Genomic DNA, 15,617 nt, shown 5'->3' on the forward strand with positions numbered 1-15,617 from the left:
GAGTGAACACTATGAAAAAGAATATAATCAGACGCCGTGTGCTTATTGGAGTGGTGTTGGTTCTACTGGTGGCGGGGGTGTTTATATGGAGGTATCTGACCCCGTATAAGCCGGAGGCACGGGCTGAAACCGCCCTGATCTCTGCCGGGGGAGTCACTGTTGAAGAGAATGACAACTGGATCTCGTTCGACCCCTCAGTGGTGCTAGGCACCGCTGTGATCTTTTATCCGGGAGCACTGGTCAAGGCGGAAGCATATGCGCCGCTGGCCCGTAAAGTTGCCGCTGCCGGTCACCCGTTCTACATTGCCAGAATGCCGCTTAATCTGGCTGTAATCAAAGGCGATGCCGCCGAAGAGATTATCCGCGTGCATCCGAAGCAGTCATTCGTCCTGGGCGGACATTCGCTGGGCGGCGTAATGGCTTCACGCTTTGCTGCGGATCATGCCGGCCAGCTGGAAGGCGTTTTTTTTCTGGCCTCGTATCCCGATGAGAAAGGCAGCCTGAAGGACACCACGCTGTCCGTCTTGTCTGTGCTGGGCACGCAGGATAAAGTCGTAGACCAGAAGAGCTATAACAAAGGGCGTTCCTATCTGCCGGGCAATACCGTATATGTGTCGGTTGAAGGCGGTAACCATGCCCAATTCGGCAGCTACGGGGCGCAAAAGGGTGACGGGACCGCTGCGATTACCGAAGAAGAACAGCAGACACGGACCGTCCGGGCGATGCTGGACTGGCTGGGGAATCTGCGCCAGAGCAAATGAACTAACGAATACCGAAGTAATGTAACGTATGCGGAAGGAGCGCTGGAATGCCTGTATTGCACATCAACGAACTCTCCGTTCCCGTAAGCGGCATCCTGTTCGATAAGGACGGCACGCTGCTTGATCTCCTGGCTACCTGGGGCAGCTGGGCTGAGCTGGTGCTTGAGGGGCTGGGCAGCCAGCTGACTCTAATTGGCAGCAGACCTGTAACGGGAGCTGATCTGGCCCCGGTGCTGGGGACGACACATGATGCTTCCGGACGAATTACCGGTTATGATCCCGCAGGTCCGCTGTCCATGGCAACGGCTGAGGAATCCACCGGGATTCTGGCCTGGCAGCTCTATACAGCGGGCGTCCCCTGGAATGAAGCGGTGACGCGCGTGAATGCCATCTCCAAGGAGGCCATGAATGAGCTGCGCCGCCGCCGTACGGCTGTGCCCATGCCGGGATTAATACCATTCCTGGAGCAGTGTGCCGCCGCTTCCCTGAAGCTTGGCGTTGTAACCTCTGACAATCTGTCCACCACCCGCGAGCATCTGGAATGGCTTGGCATCTCGGAATACTTCGGGGCGGTGGTTACCCGCGACCGGGTTAAGTACGGCAAGCCTGCACCGGAGATGGCTGAGAAGGCCTGCCAGGAGCTTGGGCTGCTGCCCGAAGAGGCGGTTATTATCGGTGACAGCAATGCGGATATGCAGCTGGGCCGGGGGGCGGGACTGCGGCTGGCGGTCGGAATCTCACCGGACGGAAGGGCAAACCATCTGCTGGATGCGGATATGGTCGTATCCGGCTACCCGGCACTCCGCTTAACGGTCTGAATGCATGACGAATAGGTACTGAGAGGACAGGTGTAGATCATGGAACAATTACAGCAACTGACTTCCTGGATTCAAAAAAGTAATAATATCGTCTTTTTCGGCGGTGCCGGAACATCGACGGAGAGCGGCATCCCGGATTTCCGTTCGGCAGCCGGTCTGTACCAGACGCAGCACAACTCTCCCTATCCGCCTGAGGTGATGCTCAGCCGCAGCTTTTTTATGTCCTCACCGGACATTTTTTTTGATTTCTACCGCAGCAAGATGATTCATCCCGGAGCGAAGCCGAACGGGGCCCACAGTCTGCTTGCAGAGCTGGAGGAGAGCGGCAGGCTGAAGGCGGTCATTACGCAAAATATCGACGGCCTTCATCAGATTGCCGGCAGCCGCCGGGTTCTGGAGCTGCACGGCTCTATCCACCGCAATCACTGCATGGGGTGCCAGCGCTACTACGGTCTGGAGGAATGGCTGGCGCAGGAAGGCTCTGTGCCGCGCTGCGAGGACTGCGGGGGCATCATCAAGCCGGATGTGGTGCTCTATGAGGAAGCGCTAGATCATGAAGTGCTGGTTGAAGCCGTGGATGCCATTACAGCGGCGGATCTGCTGATCATCGGCGGTACCTCGCTTACCGTTCAGCCTGCTGCAAGTCTGGTCACTTACTTCAGGGGGCAGCATACTGTACTGCTTAACGGCGAGCCTACCCCGTATGACGATCAGGCAGATCTGATTATTACAGAGCGGATCGGAGAGGTGCTGGGCAGAGTGCAGAGACTGCTGGGCTAACGCCCGGTCTTTTTTTGTAGAACCAGATTACTTAAGAAGCCGTGAGTTTAAAGAAGGGTATTCACAAAAGAGAAACGAGAGGCAGGGATTAACATGGTATATGTGGCTAGTGATGAACGGTATGAAGGGATGCGTTACAACCGCACCGGCAGGTCCGGCCTCAAGCTTCCGGCCATCTCACTCGGCCTGTGGCATAATTTTGGCGGCATTGATGCTTATGAGAACGGCCGTGAGATGATTACCCGCGCTTTTGATCTCGGGATTACCCACTTTGACCTGGCGAATAACTACGGGCCTCCGGCCGGATCGGCGGAAGAGCTGTTCGGCAAGGTGCTGGCCCGGGATCTCGCGTCGTACCGCGACGAGCTGGTAATCTCGACCAAGGCGGGATATACGATGTGGCCCGGCCCTTATGGGGACTGGGGGTCACGTAAATATATCCTATCCAGTTTGGACCAGAGCCTGAAGCGGCTGGGACTGGATTATGTGGATATCTTCTACTCCCACCGCCCGGACCCGGAGACACCTATGGAGGAAACGATGGGAGCGCTGGATCATGCTGTCCGCTCAGGCAAGGCGCTGTACATTGGCTTATCGAACTATTCGGCGGAGCAGACCCGGCAGGCTATTGCGATTCTGAAAGACCTGGGCACTCCGCTGCTGATTCACCAGCCGAGGTATTCCATGCTGGACCGCTGGATTGAAGGCGGGCTTCAGGAGGTGCTGGAGGAGCATGGGGTAGGCAGTATTGCCTTCACGCCGCTGGCTCAGGGTCTGCTGACGAATAAATATCTGAACGGCATTCCTGGAGATTCCCGGGCAGCCGGACCTTCGGCTGCGCTGAATGAGAGCCGGATTACGCCGGAGGTGCTGCGCAGAATCCACGCGCTGAACCAGATGGCGGTAGCGCGCGGCCAGAGTCTGGCCCAGTTCGCCCTGCTCTGGACGCTGCGCGGCGGCCGGATCACCTCGGCATTGATCGGCGCCAGCCGGGTCAGCCAGATCGAGGAGAATATAGCCGCGCTGTCCCATAGTGACTTCACGCAGGAAGAGCTGGACCGGATCGAAACGATCCTTAAGACAGAAGAGTGAAGGCTAAGGTACTCAGCCTAAAAGTTGCCTTAAGGTCCAGCTTCCATAAATAACAACGCAAGCAGCCCGCTTCCTGTTCAGGAGACGGGCTGTTGCTCTAGGTGATAGGGCTATTTCTCCCCAGGGTTCACTGTAGCTTGGCGGTAAGCGGTGGGGGACTGGCGGTAAAAGCGCTTGAACTGCCGGGAGAAATACAGGGCATCGGTCAGTCCGACTGATGCTGCTACCTGCTCCACGGACAGCTCAGGGCGTTCACGCAGCAGCTGGCGTGACTTCTCCACCCGCAGCTTGAGCAGGTAAGTGACCGGAGAGAGCCCGGTCTCCTGCTTGAAGATGCGGGAGAGATAAGCACGGTTATACCCCAGACTGCCGCACATCTGTTCAATTGAGACCGGATGGGCATACTGAGAAGCCATGTAGTGAATCATCTGCTTCACCGTCCGCTTGATCTGTGATTCCGCACCCGGCAGCCGGGAGGAGGAGACCAGCAGCTCCGCTGCCTCCCCTGCGATGAGGTACAGATACCCCAGAGAGGTCAGGGCGGCGCTCTCCTTATTGGCATAGAAGGCGGACATCATCCCGGCAAGCGCTCCGGGAATGACACTGCCGCCTGCGGTAGACAGCACCGGGGCGAGCGGCGCGAAGCCTGCCTGCTGCGCAAGCTGACCGGCATCAGTACCGGTGAAGGCAGCCCAGCGGTAGCGCCAGGGCTCCTGCTGATCAGAGATGTAGCTGACCAGCTGGCCCGGATGGATCAGGAAGCAGTCTCCGGCTCCCAGCTCGTACGTATGCTCCTCTGTCCGGAAGACCCCGGAGCCTGATTCAATATAATGGAGCAGATAGTAATCGTAGATCTTGGGGCCTGCCTGATGCAGCGGGAGCGTCTGGCTCTCTCCTGCAAAGAGTACATGCAGCAGCTGCTTATCGTAATATACAGGATTTGATCCTACTGAATAGGTATGTTGCACTGCAAGCCGCCTTTCTGGATCAGAACGCTTCCATAGCTAAGTGTATAGGGAGCGCCCGTTCACTTTTCTTCTTACCGAGTATAGTCTCTTCAGAGACGAAAGTCACATTTGTCCATATATTGCACACATGATTGCATTATCAGGGCAAGTCTGATTTTATTATAATGTAAGCATAAAGGACGCAAGCTATAATCCACAGTCCCAGCACAAGCAGCGAAAGGATGGAGTGTCAATAATGAGCATACAGGAACTTAACAGTACATTTATCAAGAAGTACGGGGAGAGCGGGGAAGCCGCGCGGGTATTCTACGCACCGGGCCGCGTGAATCTGATCGGAGAGCATCTGGATTACAACGGAGGTTATGTTTTCCCGGCAGCCCTGGACTTCGGAACCACCCTGATCGTGCGCCCGCGTACAGACGGCAAAGTTCAATTCGCATCCACGAATTTCCCTTATGAAGCTTCCATCGATTTCAGTGACATCGGTGCAGCCAAGACCGGCGAATGGGTGGACTATCCGGTCGGCGTAATGGTGGAGCTGGCTAAGAAGGGTCACCCGGTATCCGGGGGCTACGATCTTTTGTTCCATGGTGAGATTCCTAACGGCTCGGGCTTGTCCTCTTCCGCTTCGATTGAGGTAGTGACCGGCTTCGCCTTCCTGACGCTGCTTGGCGGTGACACAGATACGGTGGAGATCGCTCTCTTGTCCCAGCGCGCGGAGAACCAGTATGTCGGCGTGAACTCCGGGATCATGGACCAGTTCGCTGTGGCCAACGGCAAGCGCGACCAGGCCATCCTGCTGATGTGCGATACGCTGGAATACAGCCTCGTACCTTTCGTGACGGGCAGCTATAAGCTGGTCATCGGCAACACGAACAAGAAGCGCGGCCTGGTGGACTCGAAGTATAATGAGCGCCGCAGCCAATGTGAAGAGGCGCTCGCTATTTTGAAGCAGGAGGTTCCATCCCTGTCCTATCTGGCTGAGGTGAAGCCAGAGCAGTTCGAGCTTTTGCAGGACAAAATTACGGATGAAACTGTAAAGCGCCGGGCCCGCCATGTGGTAGAGGAGAATCAGCGTGTGCTTGACTCGGTGGAGGTGCTGAAGAACAATGATCTGAAGCAGTTCGGCCTGTACATGAATGACTCCCATGTCTCTCTACGCGACCTCTATGAAGTCAGCTGTGAGGAGCTGGATGTGATGGTGGAAGAAGCACAGCGCATTCCGGGCACACTGGGCTCACGGATGACCGGCGCAGGATTCGGGGGATGTACGGTATCACTGGTACATGAGGATGATGTGCAGCGGTTCATAACGGAAGTTGGAGAAGCCTACAAGAACAGAACCGGCTTGACCGGCGAATTCTATGTATGCGGCATCGGCAACGGCGTGGAAGAATTGAAAGGAGTGAAATAAGATGGCGATTCTGGTAACGGGCGGCGCAGGATACATCGGTTCACACACAGTAGCAGAGCTGCTGGACCGCGGGGAAGAGGTTGTGGTGATTGACAATCTGCTGACAGGGCACCGCGAGGCGCTGCTGGGCGGCAAGCTGTACGAGGGCGACCTGCGCGACAAGGCGCTGCTGGCGAAGCTGTTCTCCGAGAATGAGATCGAAGCGGTGATTCACTTCGCAGCCAGCTCCCTGGTGGGCGAGAGCATGAAGGACCCGGTTAAGTACTACGACAACAATGTCTATGGAACGCAGTGTCTTCTCGAAGCCATGCAGCAGGCCGGTGTGGATAAAATCGTCTTCTCCTCCACTGCCGCCACCTACGGCGAACCGGAAAAGGTGCCTATCGAAGAGACTGACCGCACCGAGCCTGCGAATGTCTACGGCGAGACCAAGCTGACCATGGAACGCATGATGGCCTGGTTCGACAAAGTGCTCGGCATCAAATACGTAGCGCTGCGCTACTTCAATGCTGCAGGCGCACACGCCAGCGGCAAGATCGGCGAAGACCACCGTCCGGAGAGCCACCTGATTCCGCTGGTGCTCCAGGCTGCACTGAAGCAGCGCGAGAATATCGCAGTGTTCGGGGAAGACTATCCGACAGAGGACGGGACCTGCGTGCGCGACTACATCCATGTCAGCGATCTGGCGGATGCGCATGTCCGTGCAGTCACTTATCTGCGCAGCGGCAGTGCAAGCAATATCTTCAACCTTGGCAACGGTCTGGGCTTCTCTGTGAAGCAGGTCATTGAGACCGCGAAGAAGGTTACCGGCCTGGACATTCCGGTTGTGGTTCAGGAGCGCCGCGCCGGAGATCCGGCAGTGCTCGTCGCTTCTTCTGACAAAGCCCGGAAGGTTCTGGGCTGGGACCCGCAGCATGCCGATCTGGAAGGCATTATTCAGAGCGCCTGGAGCTGGCACTCCGCTAATCCGCAAGGGTATGGGGAGTAAGCAGCGGATCTGATTATTGCCCGAAGCTGAAATACACAGAATGCAAAGCGCCGCATAAGGCACCATAGAAGGAGAAATAAAATGCAGAACGATAATAGTACGGCTGCTGCCGCTGAGAAGGCGCTGTATGCAATAGAACAGCTGGTTATGTTTGCCGGACACACGGGACTGATCCAGCCCGCAGATGTGGATTACAGCCGCAATGAACTCCTGGACCAGTTCGGCTTCAGCGAGCCATATCCCGGTGAGTTCACTGAAGCCCCGCTGGACAGCCCGCAGGGCCCGCTGGACCAGCTGATTGATTACGGGTTCAGTCTCGGGCTGATCCCGGAGAATACGGATACGTACCGCGACCTGCTGGATGCGAAGATTATGGGCCTGCTCATGGCCCGCCCGTCCGAGGTGAATGCGGAGTTCGCCGCGCTCCAGGCGGAACAGGGCATTCAGGCGGCAACGGACCGCTTTTATAAGCTGAGCATTGATTCCAACTATATCCGTATGGACCGGGTAGCGAAGAATGTGTATTGGCTTCAGGAGTCGCCGTACGGGGATATTGAGATGACGATCAACCTCTCCAAGCCGGAGAAAAGTCCAAAGGAAATCGCCATGGCCCGGCTGCTTCCGCCACCGGTCTATCCGAAGTGCCAGCTCTGCCGCGAGAATGTCGGCTATGCCGGCCGGGTCAATCACCCGCCGCGTCAGAACCTGCGCGTGATCCCGCTCTCGATGAACAGCGAGAAGTGGTTCTTCCAGTACTCGCCTTATGTCTACTATAACGAGCATTGCATCGTGTTCCACCATGATCATGTGCCGATGAAGCTGACGAAGGATACGCTGAAGCGTCTGCTTAGCTTCGTGGAAGCCTTCCCGCATTATTTCATCGGCTCGAATGCCGATCTGCCGATTGTCGGCGGCTCCATTCTGACGCATGACCACTTCCAGGGCGGACGGCATACGTTCCCTATCCAGAAGGCTCCCAAAGAGGATACCTTCACACATGCCTCGTATCCCGGTGTCAGCTTAAGCACCGTGAAGTGGCCGATGTCCGTGCTGCGGATGCATGCGGAAGATCCGGCAGTGCTGCTGGAGGCAGGCAACCATATCTACGAATCCTGGAAAACTTACAGCGATCCGGCCGCCGAAGTACTGGCGTTCAGTGAAGAGGACGGCGAGAGCGTGCCGCATAATACCGTTACCCCTATCGTGCGCCGGGCCGAGGACGGCGGCTACGAGATGGATCTGGTGCTGCGCAACAACCGGACCAATGAAGAATATCCCGAAGGGATCTTCCATCCGCACCGGGAGATGCACCATATCAAGAAGGAGAACATCGGCCTGATTGAGGTGATGGGTCTGGCGATTCTGCCGGGACGGCTCAAGGAAGAGCTTGACGCCATCGCTGGCATACTCGCGGGCGACACTGCGCTTCTCGGAGCTGTCCAGAGCGAGGGCAAGGATCATCCGCTGGCGTTGCATGCTTCCTGGATTGTAGAGCTGGTAAGCCGCTTCAGTACTTCTCTGAACCGCGAAGAAGCGGTGAAGACCATCCAGAATGAGGTGGGTACGAAGTTCACTCACATTCTGGAGCATGCCGGAGTCTACAAACGCACGCCGGAAGGGCAGGCGGCCTTCCGCCGGTTCCTGAACAGCAGCGGTTTTAACTGAGACCTTGCTTAAGTTAATGATTGCATAATCTACTGTCCCTGCCGGATCCGGCGGGGGCATTTTTCATGGGGCAATGATGATATTCGTCTCAATTTGAATGCGCCAAGCAGGAGGACTATAATAGACAAGTGCTTCACATTCACATACTCATGGAGGTTTACCCATATGCGCAAGTTTGAATTTTATAACCCTACCAAGCTTATTTTCGGACAGGGAACATTGCAGGCACTCCGTACCGAGGTGCCGAAATACGGTAAGAACGTACTGCTGATGTACGGCGGTGGAAGTATTAAACGCAGCGGCCTGTACGATAACGTCATTGCTGAGCTGGCAGAGGTAGGTGCCGTAGTTACCGAGCTTGCCGGAGTGGAACCGAATCCGCGTCTCTCAACGGTACATAAAGGTGTAGCGTTGTGCCATGAGCATCAGATTGACCTGATTCTTGCCGTTGGCGGCGGCAGCGTGCTCGATTGTGCCAAGGCAGTGGCTGTCGGGGCGAAATATGAAGGGGATATGTGGGACTTCGTAGAACGTAAGGCCGCTCCTCAAGGTGCGCTTCCGCTGGGAACCGTGCTGACAATGGCAGCCACCGGCTCGGAAATGAACAACGGCTCGGTGATCACCAACGAGGTGACCAAGGAGAAAATGGGCTGGGGCAGCATCCATGCCTATCCGGCCTTCTCGATCCTTGACCCGGAGAACACCTTCTCTCTGCCGCGTGACCAGACGGTGTACGGTATGGTGGACATCATGTCCCATACGCTGGAGCATTATTTCCATACAGACAGCAATACGCCTTTGCAGGACGGCTTCCTGGAGAGCCTGCTTCGCACCGTGATTGAGACGGCGCCTAAGCTGATTGAGGATCTGAACAACTACGAGCTGCGCGAGACTATTATGTACTGCGGGACGATGGCGCTGAACGGAGTGGTCAGCATGGGCTTTGCCGGTGACTGGGCTACGCACAACATTGAGCATGCCGTATCCGCTGTGTATGATATTCCCCACGGCGGCGGCCTGGCGATTCTCTTCCCGCAGTGGATGAGATATAACCTCAGCACGAATCCTGCCCGCTTCCGCCAGCTGGCGGTCAACGTGTTCGGCATTGGCCCTGCCGGCAAGACCGACGAACAGATTGGCCTCGAAGGCATTGAAGCGCTCCGCCGCTTCTGGGATTCCATTGGCGCTCCGAAGACGCTCGGTGATTACAATATCGACGACAGCGAAATCGGCAGCATGGCCGACAAGGCGGTCCGCTTCGGCCCGTTCGGTAACTTCCGCAAGCTGGAGCGTCAGGACGTTGTTGAAATTTATAAGTTAGCTCTATAAGTTAGTTTTGTAAGTTTGCTTAAGCAGTGAGCCTTTGATAACAAGCCGCTTCCCATCTACGGAGGCGGCTTCTTTTGTCTGTTAATTTTCCCGCTTCCGGCATACATTAATGAGAGCAATCTCCAACTTTGTGAAACCAAGGGCATGTTTGTTGCGTTTAACCTAGTATGACAGTCCGGAAGTAATGACGGGAGGAGACTAACATGCAAACGCTGTATTTGGGCTGTTTGGTGCTGGGCATTCTTTTTGCTGTGGTCAGTGTAGTGGTAGGCGACCTGATTGGGAGTGCACTGGACGGGATTTTTGACATCGTATCCTTTGATTTCCTGAATCCTACCCTATTGGCAGGAGGGATCACTGTATTTGGTGGAGCAGGCATGCTGCTGGGCCGCTACAGCGGACTGGAAGATGGCATGATTCTTGCCTTGTCCCTGCTGGTTGCGGCATTCATGGGCGTATTGATGCATTTGGTGGTAGTGAAGCCAATGAGGAACAGCGAAATGTCGAACGGCTTCTCCATGAGTGAACTGCCGGGGAGGATCGGTGAGGTTACCGTACCGGTCCCAGGCACAGGCTACGGTGAGATTATGGTGAAGTTCGGTGCAGGCAACAGCCTGCATACGGCGGCCAGCTTCGAGCAGCATGCACTGCCGGCCGGAATTAAGGTGGTTGTAGTTGAGGTACGTGAGGGTGTAGCACTTGTGTCTGAATTCGAAGAGAGAAAAGGAGTGGACTTATGATGCTAGAAAATATTCCAGAATCCCTATTTATACCTGCGATAGTAATCGCTGTACTGCTTGTCCTCGGACTCGCCTTCTGGGCCCGTTACAAGACGGTTGGCCCGGATGAAGGCATGATCGTCACCGGTTCCTTCCTGGGCAACAATCATATATCGGATGACGGCTCCGGCCGCAAAATCAAAATCGTCCGCGGCGGCGGTGCGTTCATTCTGCCCGTCTTCCAGAAGGCGGAGTTCATGTCCCTGCTCTCCCATAAGCTCGATGTGACGACCCCGGAGGTCTATACAGAGCAAGGCGTGCCGGTCATTGCTGACGGGGTCGCCATCATCAAGGTAGGCAGCTCCACGGAAGATGTGGCAACGGCAGCCGAGCAGTTCATGGGCAAGCCGATTGAATCCCTGAAGAGTGAAGCGCAGGAAGTGCTGGAAGGACATTTGCGGGCGATCCTCGGTACGATGACCGTAGAAGAGGTCTACCGTAACCGAGACCGTTTCGCCCAGGAGGTTCAGGGTGTTGCCGCCCGCGACCTTAAGAAGATGGGACTCCAGATTGTCTCGTTCACCATCAAGGATGTACGCGATAAGCACGGATACCTGGAAGCACTCGGTAAACCGCGGATTGCCGCAGTGAAGCGGGATGCGGAGATTGCCGAAGCGGAAGCTGTCCGTGACGCGCGGATTCAGAAGGCCAACGCCGAGGAGCAGGGGCAGAAGGCAGAGCTGCTGCGTGATACCAACATTGCCGAAGCATCGAAGGAGAACCAGCTCAAGGTCGCCGCGTTCAAACGCGATCAGGATACTGCCAAGGCGGAAGCCGACCAGGCGTACCACATTCAGGAGGCGCGTGCCAAGCAGACTGTGGTGGAAGAGCAGATGAAGGTTGAACTGGTGCGCAAGGAACGCGAAATCGATATCCAGGCCAAGGAAATCCAGGTACGCGAGAAGCAGTATGACGCTGAAGTGAAGAAGAAAGCGGAAGCAGACCGTTATGCAGTAGAGCAGGCAGCGGAAGCCGACAAGGCCAAGCGCATGCGTGAAGCCGATGCTGTGCAGTACAGCATTGAGACTCAGGCTAAGGCAACCTCCGAGCAGAAGCGTCTGGAAGGTCAGGCGATTGCGGATGCAGAGCTGGCCAAAGGTAAAGCAGAGTCGGAGGTTATCCGTCTGCGCGGTCTTGCCGAAGCGGAAGCCAAGGAGAAGCTGGCAGAAGCCTTCCAGAAATTCGGGGAAGCGGCGGTTCTCGATATTATCGTCAAAATGCTGCCTGAGCTGGCCGGGAAGATTGCCGAGCCGCTGGCGTCTATCGATAAGCTGACTGTGGTGGATACCGGCAACGGTGAAGGAGCTGCGCGTGTCAGTAATTATGTAACCCAACTGATGTCCACAGCCCCTGAGATGCTGAAGAGCGTGTCCGGCATTGATGTCGAGGCGCTGATCAAAGGATTAACTTCGGGCAAGTCGGCTCAGAAGGATGCTGTCAGACACACAGCAGCACCCATAACCTCTGTCGTCACCAGACCAGCACCGGCTGCACCGGTCACTCCGGTACAACCGGTGGAACCTTCAGAACACACTGAAGGATAAGAGCAAGCCACCAAGGTATGGCAGGCAGCAGTAACCGCCAGCCATACCTTTTTTAAAAATATAAGAATGTATAGGTTTCACACTATACATTATCCTTTTATTTCTCGCTGAAACGGAGGCAGGGCATGGAGCTTATACTGGATAATATACGTAAGAGCTTTGACGGCAGGGAGGTGTTGAAAGGGATTGACTTTACCTTTGAGCGAGGCAAGATATACGGCTTGCTCGGCCGCAACGGCGCGGGGAAGACCTCGTTGTTCAACTGCCTGAGCGGGGAAATCCAAATGGATAGCGGCGGTGCTTTTCTGCGGAGAAATGAGGTGAGTCTTCCGCTGCTTGAGGAGGAGATCGGCTACGTATTCTCCTTGCCGATTCTTCCTGACTTCCTGACCGGTTATGAGTTTGTGAAGTTCTACTTGGACATCAATAAGGGCAAGATACAAGCGGACCGGACCATCGAGGAATATTTCGATATCATCCGTTTCGAGGAGGCGGACAGGCACCGTCTGATCAAGGGCTATTCCCACGGAATGAAGAACAAAATTCAGATGCTGTGCTTTATCATTTCCCGCCCGCCGCTGATCCTGCTCGATGAGCCGTTAACCTCGTTCGATGTGGTAGTGGCGCTGGAGATTAAGAAGCTGCTGCGCGAGATGAAGCGGGATCATATCATTATTTTCTCCACTCATATTCTGCAGCTGGCGGCCGATCTCTGCGATGAGCTGGTGATTCTGAATAACGGCACGCTGCGCGAGATTCCGGCGGAGACCCTGCACAGTCCGGAATTTGAAGAGCAGATTATTGCCCTGCTGAAGGATGAGGATCATGATTAACACGCTGAAGGCGATTCTGGAGGTACGGGGGATGTCCGGCGCCAACCGGCTGATGTTCTATCTCCGTAAGCTCCCGGTGCTGGGCAAGCTGATCCCGGCCTCGGTCTACTCGGAAACCACGCTGAAGCGGACCTTATCTGTTATCGTGCATATCTTGAAGGTTCTTATGGCCTTTGTGACGAAGTTCGCTTATCTGGGCATTATGATCTTTCTTCCGGTGAAGCTGATAGGACAAGATATATCCTTAACTCTGCCAGTGCAATACCAGCTCTATTTGCAGATGCTGTTGTGTATAAGCTTCCTCACTTCCGGGGTTTCCAGCGCGGTTATTCTGGAGCCGAAGCGGGATAAATACATATTCGTGAAGCTGATGAGGCTGCCGGCTGAGCGGTATATGCGGACCACACTGACCTTACGCGGGATCAGCTTTCTGGTGACTTTTATTCCGGCGATGCTGGTCTTCGGGAGTCTTCTCGGTGCTCCGCTGTGGCATGGGGCGGTTCTTGGGCTGCTGCTGACGTTCTGGCGTACGGCTTGCGAGGCGCTGCATCTGTGGGTGTTTGACCGCTACGGCTTTGTTATTGTCAAAAAAACAAGCTGGATCTGGACCGCCATCGGCGCTGGCTATCTGCTGGCCTATCTTCCGCTGCTCCCCGGATTTGCGGTAGTAGAAAGCGGAATGCTGTTCAATCTGCCTGTGTTTATAAGCGTATTGGTGCTGGGAGCCTTAAGCGCGGTCTATATCGCCCGTTATAAGGACTATACGAATGCCGTCGATGCCGTCACCAAAATCGATGATCCGCTGCTCGACATGGGCCGGATGATGAAAGAAGCAAGGGTTAAGGATGTTGCTACCCGGGATCAGCACTACTCGGCGGAACAACTGAATCAAGGTAAGTTCGAGGGGAAAAGCGGGTACGCCTACCTGAATGCAATCTTTTTCTCACGCCACCGGCGGCTGATCACCAGTCCGATTGTGCGCAGGCTGGTGATCATTGGCTCGCTCTTTGTAGCAGCTTTGCTGACGATGCTGTTGTCCCAGACCGCTTTTACCAAACTGACTCATTATCTGATTACCGCGCTGCCGACCTTCCTGATCATTATGAACTATACGTCCATTGGCGAACGCCTCTGCAAGGCGATGTTCTATAACTGTGATCTCAGCCTGCTGCGCTACGGATTCTACCGTGAACAATCGGCGATTCTAAGCAACTTCCGCATCCGGCTGCTGCGTATCAGTATGCTTAATCTGATCCCGGCTGCCGCGATCTGCCTGGCGGTGAACCTGCTGCTGCTGCTGTCAGCAGAGAGCTGGGGCGCGGGGGATGCTGTACTCTTTTGCGTGACGATTATGGCGCTGTCCTTGTTCTTCTCGGTGCATCATTTGTTCATGTACTATATCTTTCAGCCCTATAGCACAGAGCTCAATGTGAAGAATCCGTTCTTCACGATTGTGAACAGTGTGGTACTGGGGGTCGGATTCGTCGCGATGCAGTTCAAGAGTGAGCTTGGAATGTTTGCCATGATCGTAGTGCTCTCTGCTGTGGTATATATGCTGGCTGCCCTGCTCATGGTATACAGGTTCTCAGGCCGGACGTTTCGGGTGAAATGAAGGGAGCCTGCGGGTAGTTGCTACACACTTCTAATTTGAGATTCTTGATGTTATGATAAGAGCTTAAGTAACAAATCACACGTTGAACCATGTATCGTGCTGCTGGAATAGATTAGGATTCGCAAGTAAAAGAGGTGTCGCAAGTGAGCAGCATTACCGTGGGCAAGGTGCTTAATAATAACGTGATCATTGCCGAGCATCCCCAGTATGCCGAGGTTGTGGTGATCGGCAAGGGGATCGGCTTCAACCGTAAAACGCGGGACCGGATCAATCTGTCCTCCGTAGAGAAGATGTTCATCCTGCGCAGCCAGGAGGAGCAGGAGCAATATAAGCAGCTGGTGCCGCAGGTGGACGAGAAGCTGATTGAGGTGGTTCAGGAGATTGTACTGCATATTATGCAGAGCAGCCGCCAAACGCTGAATGAGCATATCCATATTGCCCTTACCGACCATATTGCCTTCGCGATCCGCAGAAGCGAGCAGCATATGGCTATTCATAATCCGTTTCTGTACGAGACCCGGGAGATTTATCCGGAGGAATACAGTCTGGCGGAATATGCGGTGGAGCGGATTAATGAGGCCATGAAGGTGACGCTGCCGCCGGATGAGATCGGCTTCGTGGCTCTGCATATTGTCAGTGCGCTCAGCAACCGCCATATTTCCGAGGTGAAGCAGCATTCCCAGCTGATCGGGGATATGGTGGGGCTGGTGGAGGATAACCTGGAATACCGTATTCCGCGGGATTCACTGGATTATTCAAGACTGGTGACCCATTTGCGGTTCGTTCTGGAACGTCTGCGCCGGGGAGAGACTGTACGCGAGACCTCGTCCCTGGATGGACTAATGAAGCGGGAGTATCCCGAGATGTACATGCTTGCCTGGAAGCTGACGAAGGTCATAGAGCAGCGGGTGCGCATTCCGGTATATCCGGCCGAGGTCAGCTATCTGACGATTCATCTGCAGCGTATTGCCCAGAAGAAGGAAGATGAGCCGGAGCTGGAGCCGCCGGAGATCCTCTAGCGATTTTAGGGGTTG

14 protein-coding genes are annotated in these 15,617 nt (G+C 55.2%); 13 read left to right on the plus strand and 1 reads right to left on the minus strand.

Features of this window, described 5'->3' with window-relative positions:
• Positions 1–11 precede the first annotated feature (11 nt).
• From NST04_RS31370 to mgrA, 4 genes are all read left to right on the plus strand, one after another.
• Positions 12–761 carry an alpha/beta hydrolase gene (locus tag NST04_RS31370; RefSeq protein ID WP_341187718.1) on the plus strand — a complete coding sequence of 250 codons (750 nt, stop codon included), beginning with the start codon at positions 12–14 and terminating at the stop codon, positions 759–761.
• A 47-nt stretch (positions 762–808) separates the two neighbouring features.
• Positions 809–1,579, plus strand: coding sequence for an HAD family hydrolase (locus tag NST04_RS31375; protein WP_341187719.1), 771 nt, complete (start codon positions 809–811; stop codon positions 1,577–1,579).
• Positions 1,580–1,618: 39 nt separating this feature from the next.
• A complete protein-coding gene (locus NST04_RS31380) occupies positions 1,619–2,359 on the plus strand; it encodes an NAD-dependent protein deacylase (RefSeq protein ID WP_341187720.1) in 741 nt (246 codons plus the stop codon).
• Between the two features lie 93 nt (positions 2,360–2,452).
• Complete coding sequence (mgrA, locus tag NST04_RS31385) at positions 2,453–3,451, plus strand: L-glyceraldehyde 3-phosphate reductase (RefSeq protein WP_341187721.1); 999 nt, start codon at positions 2,453–2,455, stop codon at positions 3,449–3,451.
• Positions 3,452–3,561: 110 nt separating this feature from the next.
• Here mgrA and NST04_RS31390 read toward each other — a convergent pair whose 3' ends face one another.
• A complete protein-coding gene (locus NST04_RS31390) occupies positions 3,562–4,419 on the minus strand; it encodes an AraC family transcriptional regulator (RefSeq protein WP_341187722.1) in 858 nt (285 codons plus the stop codon).
• 235 nt (positions 4,420–4,654) lie between these two features.
• Here NST04_RS31390 and NST04_RS31395 point away from each other — a divergent pair, with 235 nt between their 5' ends.
• From NST04_RS31395 to glcT, 9 genes are all read left to right on the plus strand, one after another.
• A complete protein-coding gene (locus NST04_RS31395) occupies positions 4,655–5,833 on the plus strand; it encodes a galactokinase (protein WP_036696660.1) in 1,179 nt (392 codons plus the stop codon).
• A 1-nt stretch (position 5,834) separates the two neighbouring features.
• Positions 5,835–6,821 carry a UDP-glucose 4-epimerase GalE gene (gene galE / locus NST04_RS31400; protein ID WP_341187723.1) on the plus strand — a complete coding sequence of 329 codons (987 nt, stop codon included), beginning with the start codon at positions 5,835–5,837 and terminating at the stop codon, positions 6,819–6,821.
• Between the two features lie 81 nt (positions 6,822–6,902).
• Entirely contained in the window at positions 6,903–8,486 is a 1,584-nt protein-coding gene (locus tag NST04_RS31405) for a UDP-glucose--hexose-1-phosphate uridylyltransferase (RefSeq protein WP_341187724.1), read from the plus strand.
• Positions 8,487–8,651: 165 nt separating this feature from the next.
• Positions 8,652–9,815 carry an iron-containing alcohol dehydrogenase gene (locus NST04_RS31410; RefSeq protein ID WP_341187725.1) on the plus strand — a complete coding sequence of 388 codons (1,164 nt, stop codon included), beginning with the start codon at positions 8,652–8,654 and terminating at the stop codon, positions 9,813–9,815.
• Positions 9,816–10,018: 203 nt separating this feature from the next.
• Complete coding sequence (locus tag NST04_RS31415) at positions 10,019–10,555, plus strand: protease (RefSeq protein WP_341187726.1); 537 nt, start codon at positions 10,019–10,021, stop codon at positions 10,553–10,555.
• Positions 10,555–12,138: a flotillin family protein gene (locus NST04_RS31420; protein ID WP_341188114.1), complete on the plus strand. Its 1,584-nt coding sequence runs from the start codon at positions 10,555–10,557 to the stop codon at positions 12,136–12,138. The genes NST04_RS31415 and NST04_RS31420 overlap by 1 nt, the downstream gene beginning before the upstream one ends.
• Before the next feature lie 125 nt (positions 12,139–12,263).
• Positions 12,264–12,971, plus strand: a complete 708-nt coding sequence (locus NST04_RS31425) for an ABC transporter ATP-binding protein (RefSeq protein WP_341187727.1) — start codon at positions 12,264–12,266, stop codon at positions 12,969–12,971.
• Positions 12,964–14,583 (plus strand): hypothetical protein, encoded by a 1,620-nt coding sequence (locus NST04_RS31430; protein ID WP_341187728.1) that lies wholly within the window; start codon positions 12,964–12,966, stop codon positions 14,581–14,583. Before NST04_RS31425 ends, NST04_RS31430 begins: the two co-directional genes overlap by 8 nt.
• Before the next feature lie 143 nt (positions 14,584–14,726).
• Positions 14,727–15,602, plus strand: a complete 876-nt coding sequence (glcT, locus tag NST04_RS31435) for a glucose PTS transporter transcription antiterminator GlcT (RefSeq protein ID WP_341187729.1) — start codon at positions 14,727–14,729, stop codon at positions 15,600–15,602.
• The last annotated feature ends 15 nt before the right edge of the window (positions 15,603–15,617 follow it).

It is taken from the genome of Paenibacillus sp. FSL H7-0756 (assembly GCF_038006765.1).
Classification (GTDB): Bacteria; Bacillota; Bacilli; order Paenibacillales; family Paenibacillaceae; genus Paenibacillus_AQ.

Coding starts and splice junctions, on each gene's coding strand:
- mgrA (WP_341187721.1), top strand. CDS start 2,453: ATGGTATATGTGGCTAGTGATGAACGGTATGAAGGGATGCGTTACAAC.
- NST04_RS31375 (WP_341187719.1), top strand. CDS start 809: ATGCCTGTATTGCACATCAACGAACTCTCCGTTCCCGTAAGCGGCATC.
- NST04_RS31370 (WP_341187718.1), top strand. CDS start 12: ATGAAAAAGAATATAATCAGACGCCGTGTGCTTATTGGAGTGGTGTTG.
- NST04_RS31410 (WP_341187725.1), top strand. CDS start 8,652: ATGCGCAAGTTTGAATTTTATAACCCTACCAAGCTTATTTTCGGACAG.
- NST04_RS31405 (WP_341187724.1), top strand. CDS start 6,903: ATGCAGAACGATAATAGTACGGCTGCTGCCGCTGAGAAGGCGCTGTAT.
- NST04_RS31415 (WP_341187726.1), top strand. CDS start 10,019: ATGCAAACGCTGTATTTGGGCTGTTTGGTGCTGGGCATTCTTTTTGCT.
- NST04_RS31425 (WP_341187727.1), top strand. CDS start 12,264: ATGGAGCTTATACTGGATAATATACGTAAGAGCTTTGACGGCAGGGAG.
- NST04_RS31430 (WP_341187728.1), top strand. CDS start 12,964: ATGATTAACACGCTGAAGGCGATTCTGGAGGTACGGGGGATGTCCGGC.
- galE (WP_341187723.1), top strand. CDS start 5,835: ATGGCGATTCTGGTAACGGGCGGCGCAGGATACATCGGTTCACACACA.
- NST04_RS31395 (WP_036696660.1), top strand. CDS start 4,655: ATGAGCATACAGGAACTTAACAGTACATTTATCAAGAAGTACGGGGAG.
- NST04_RS31420 (WP_341188114.1), top strand. CDS start 10,555: ATGCTAGAAAATATTCCAGAATCCCTATTTATACCTGCGATAGTAATC.
- NST04_RS31380 (WP_341187720.1), top strand. CDS start 1,619: ATGGAACAATTACAGCAACTGACTTCCTGGATTCAAAAAAGTAATAAT.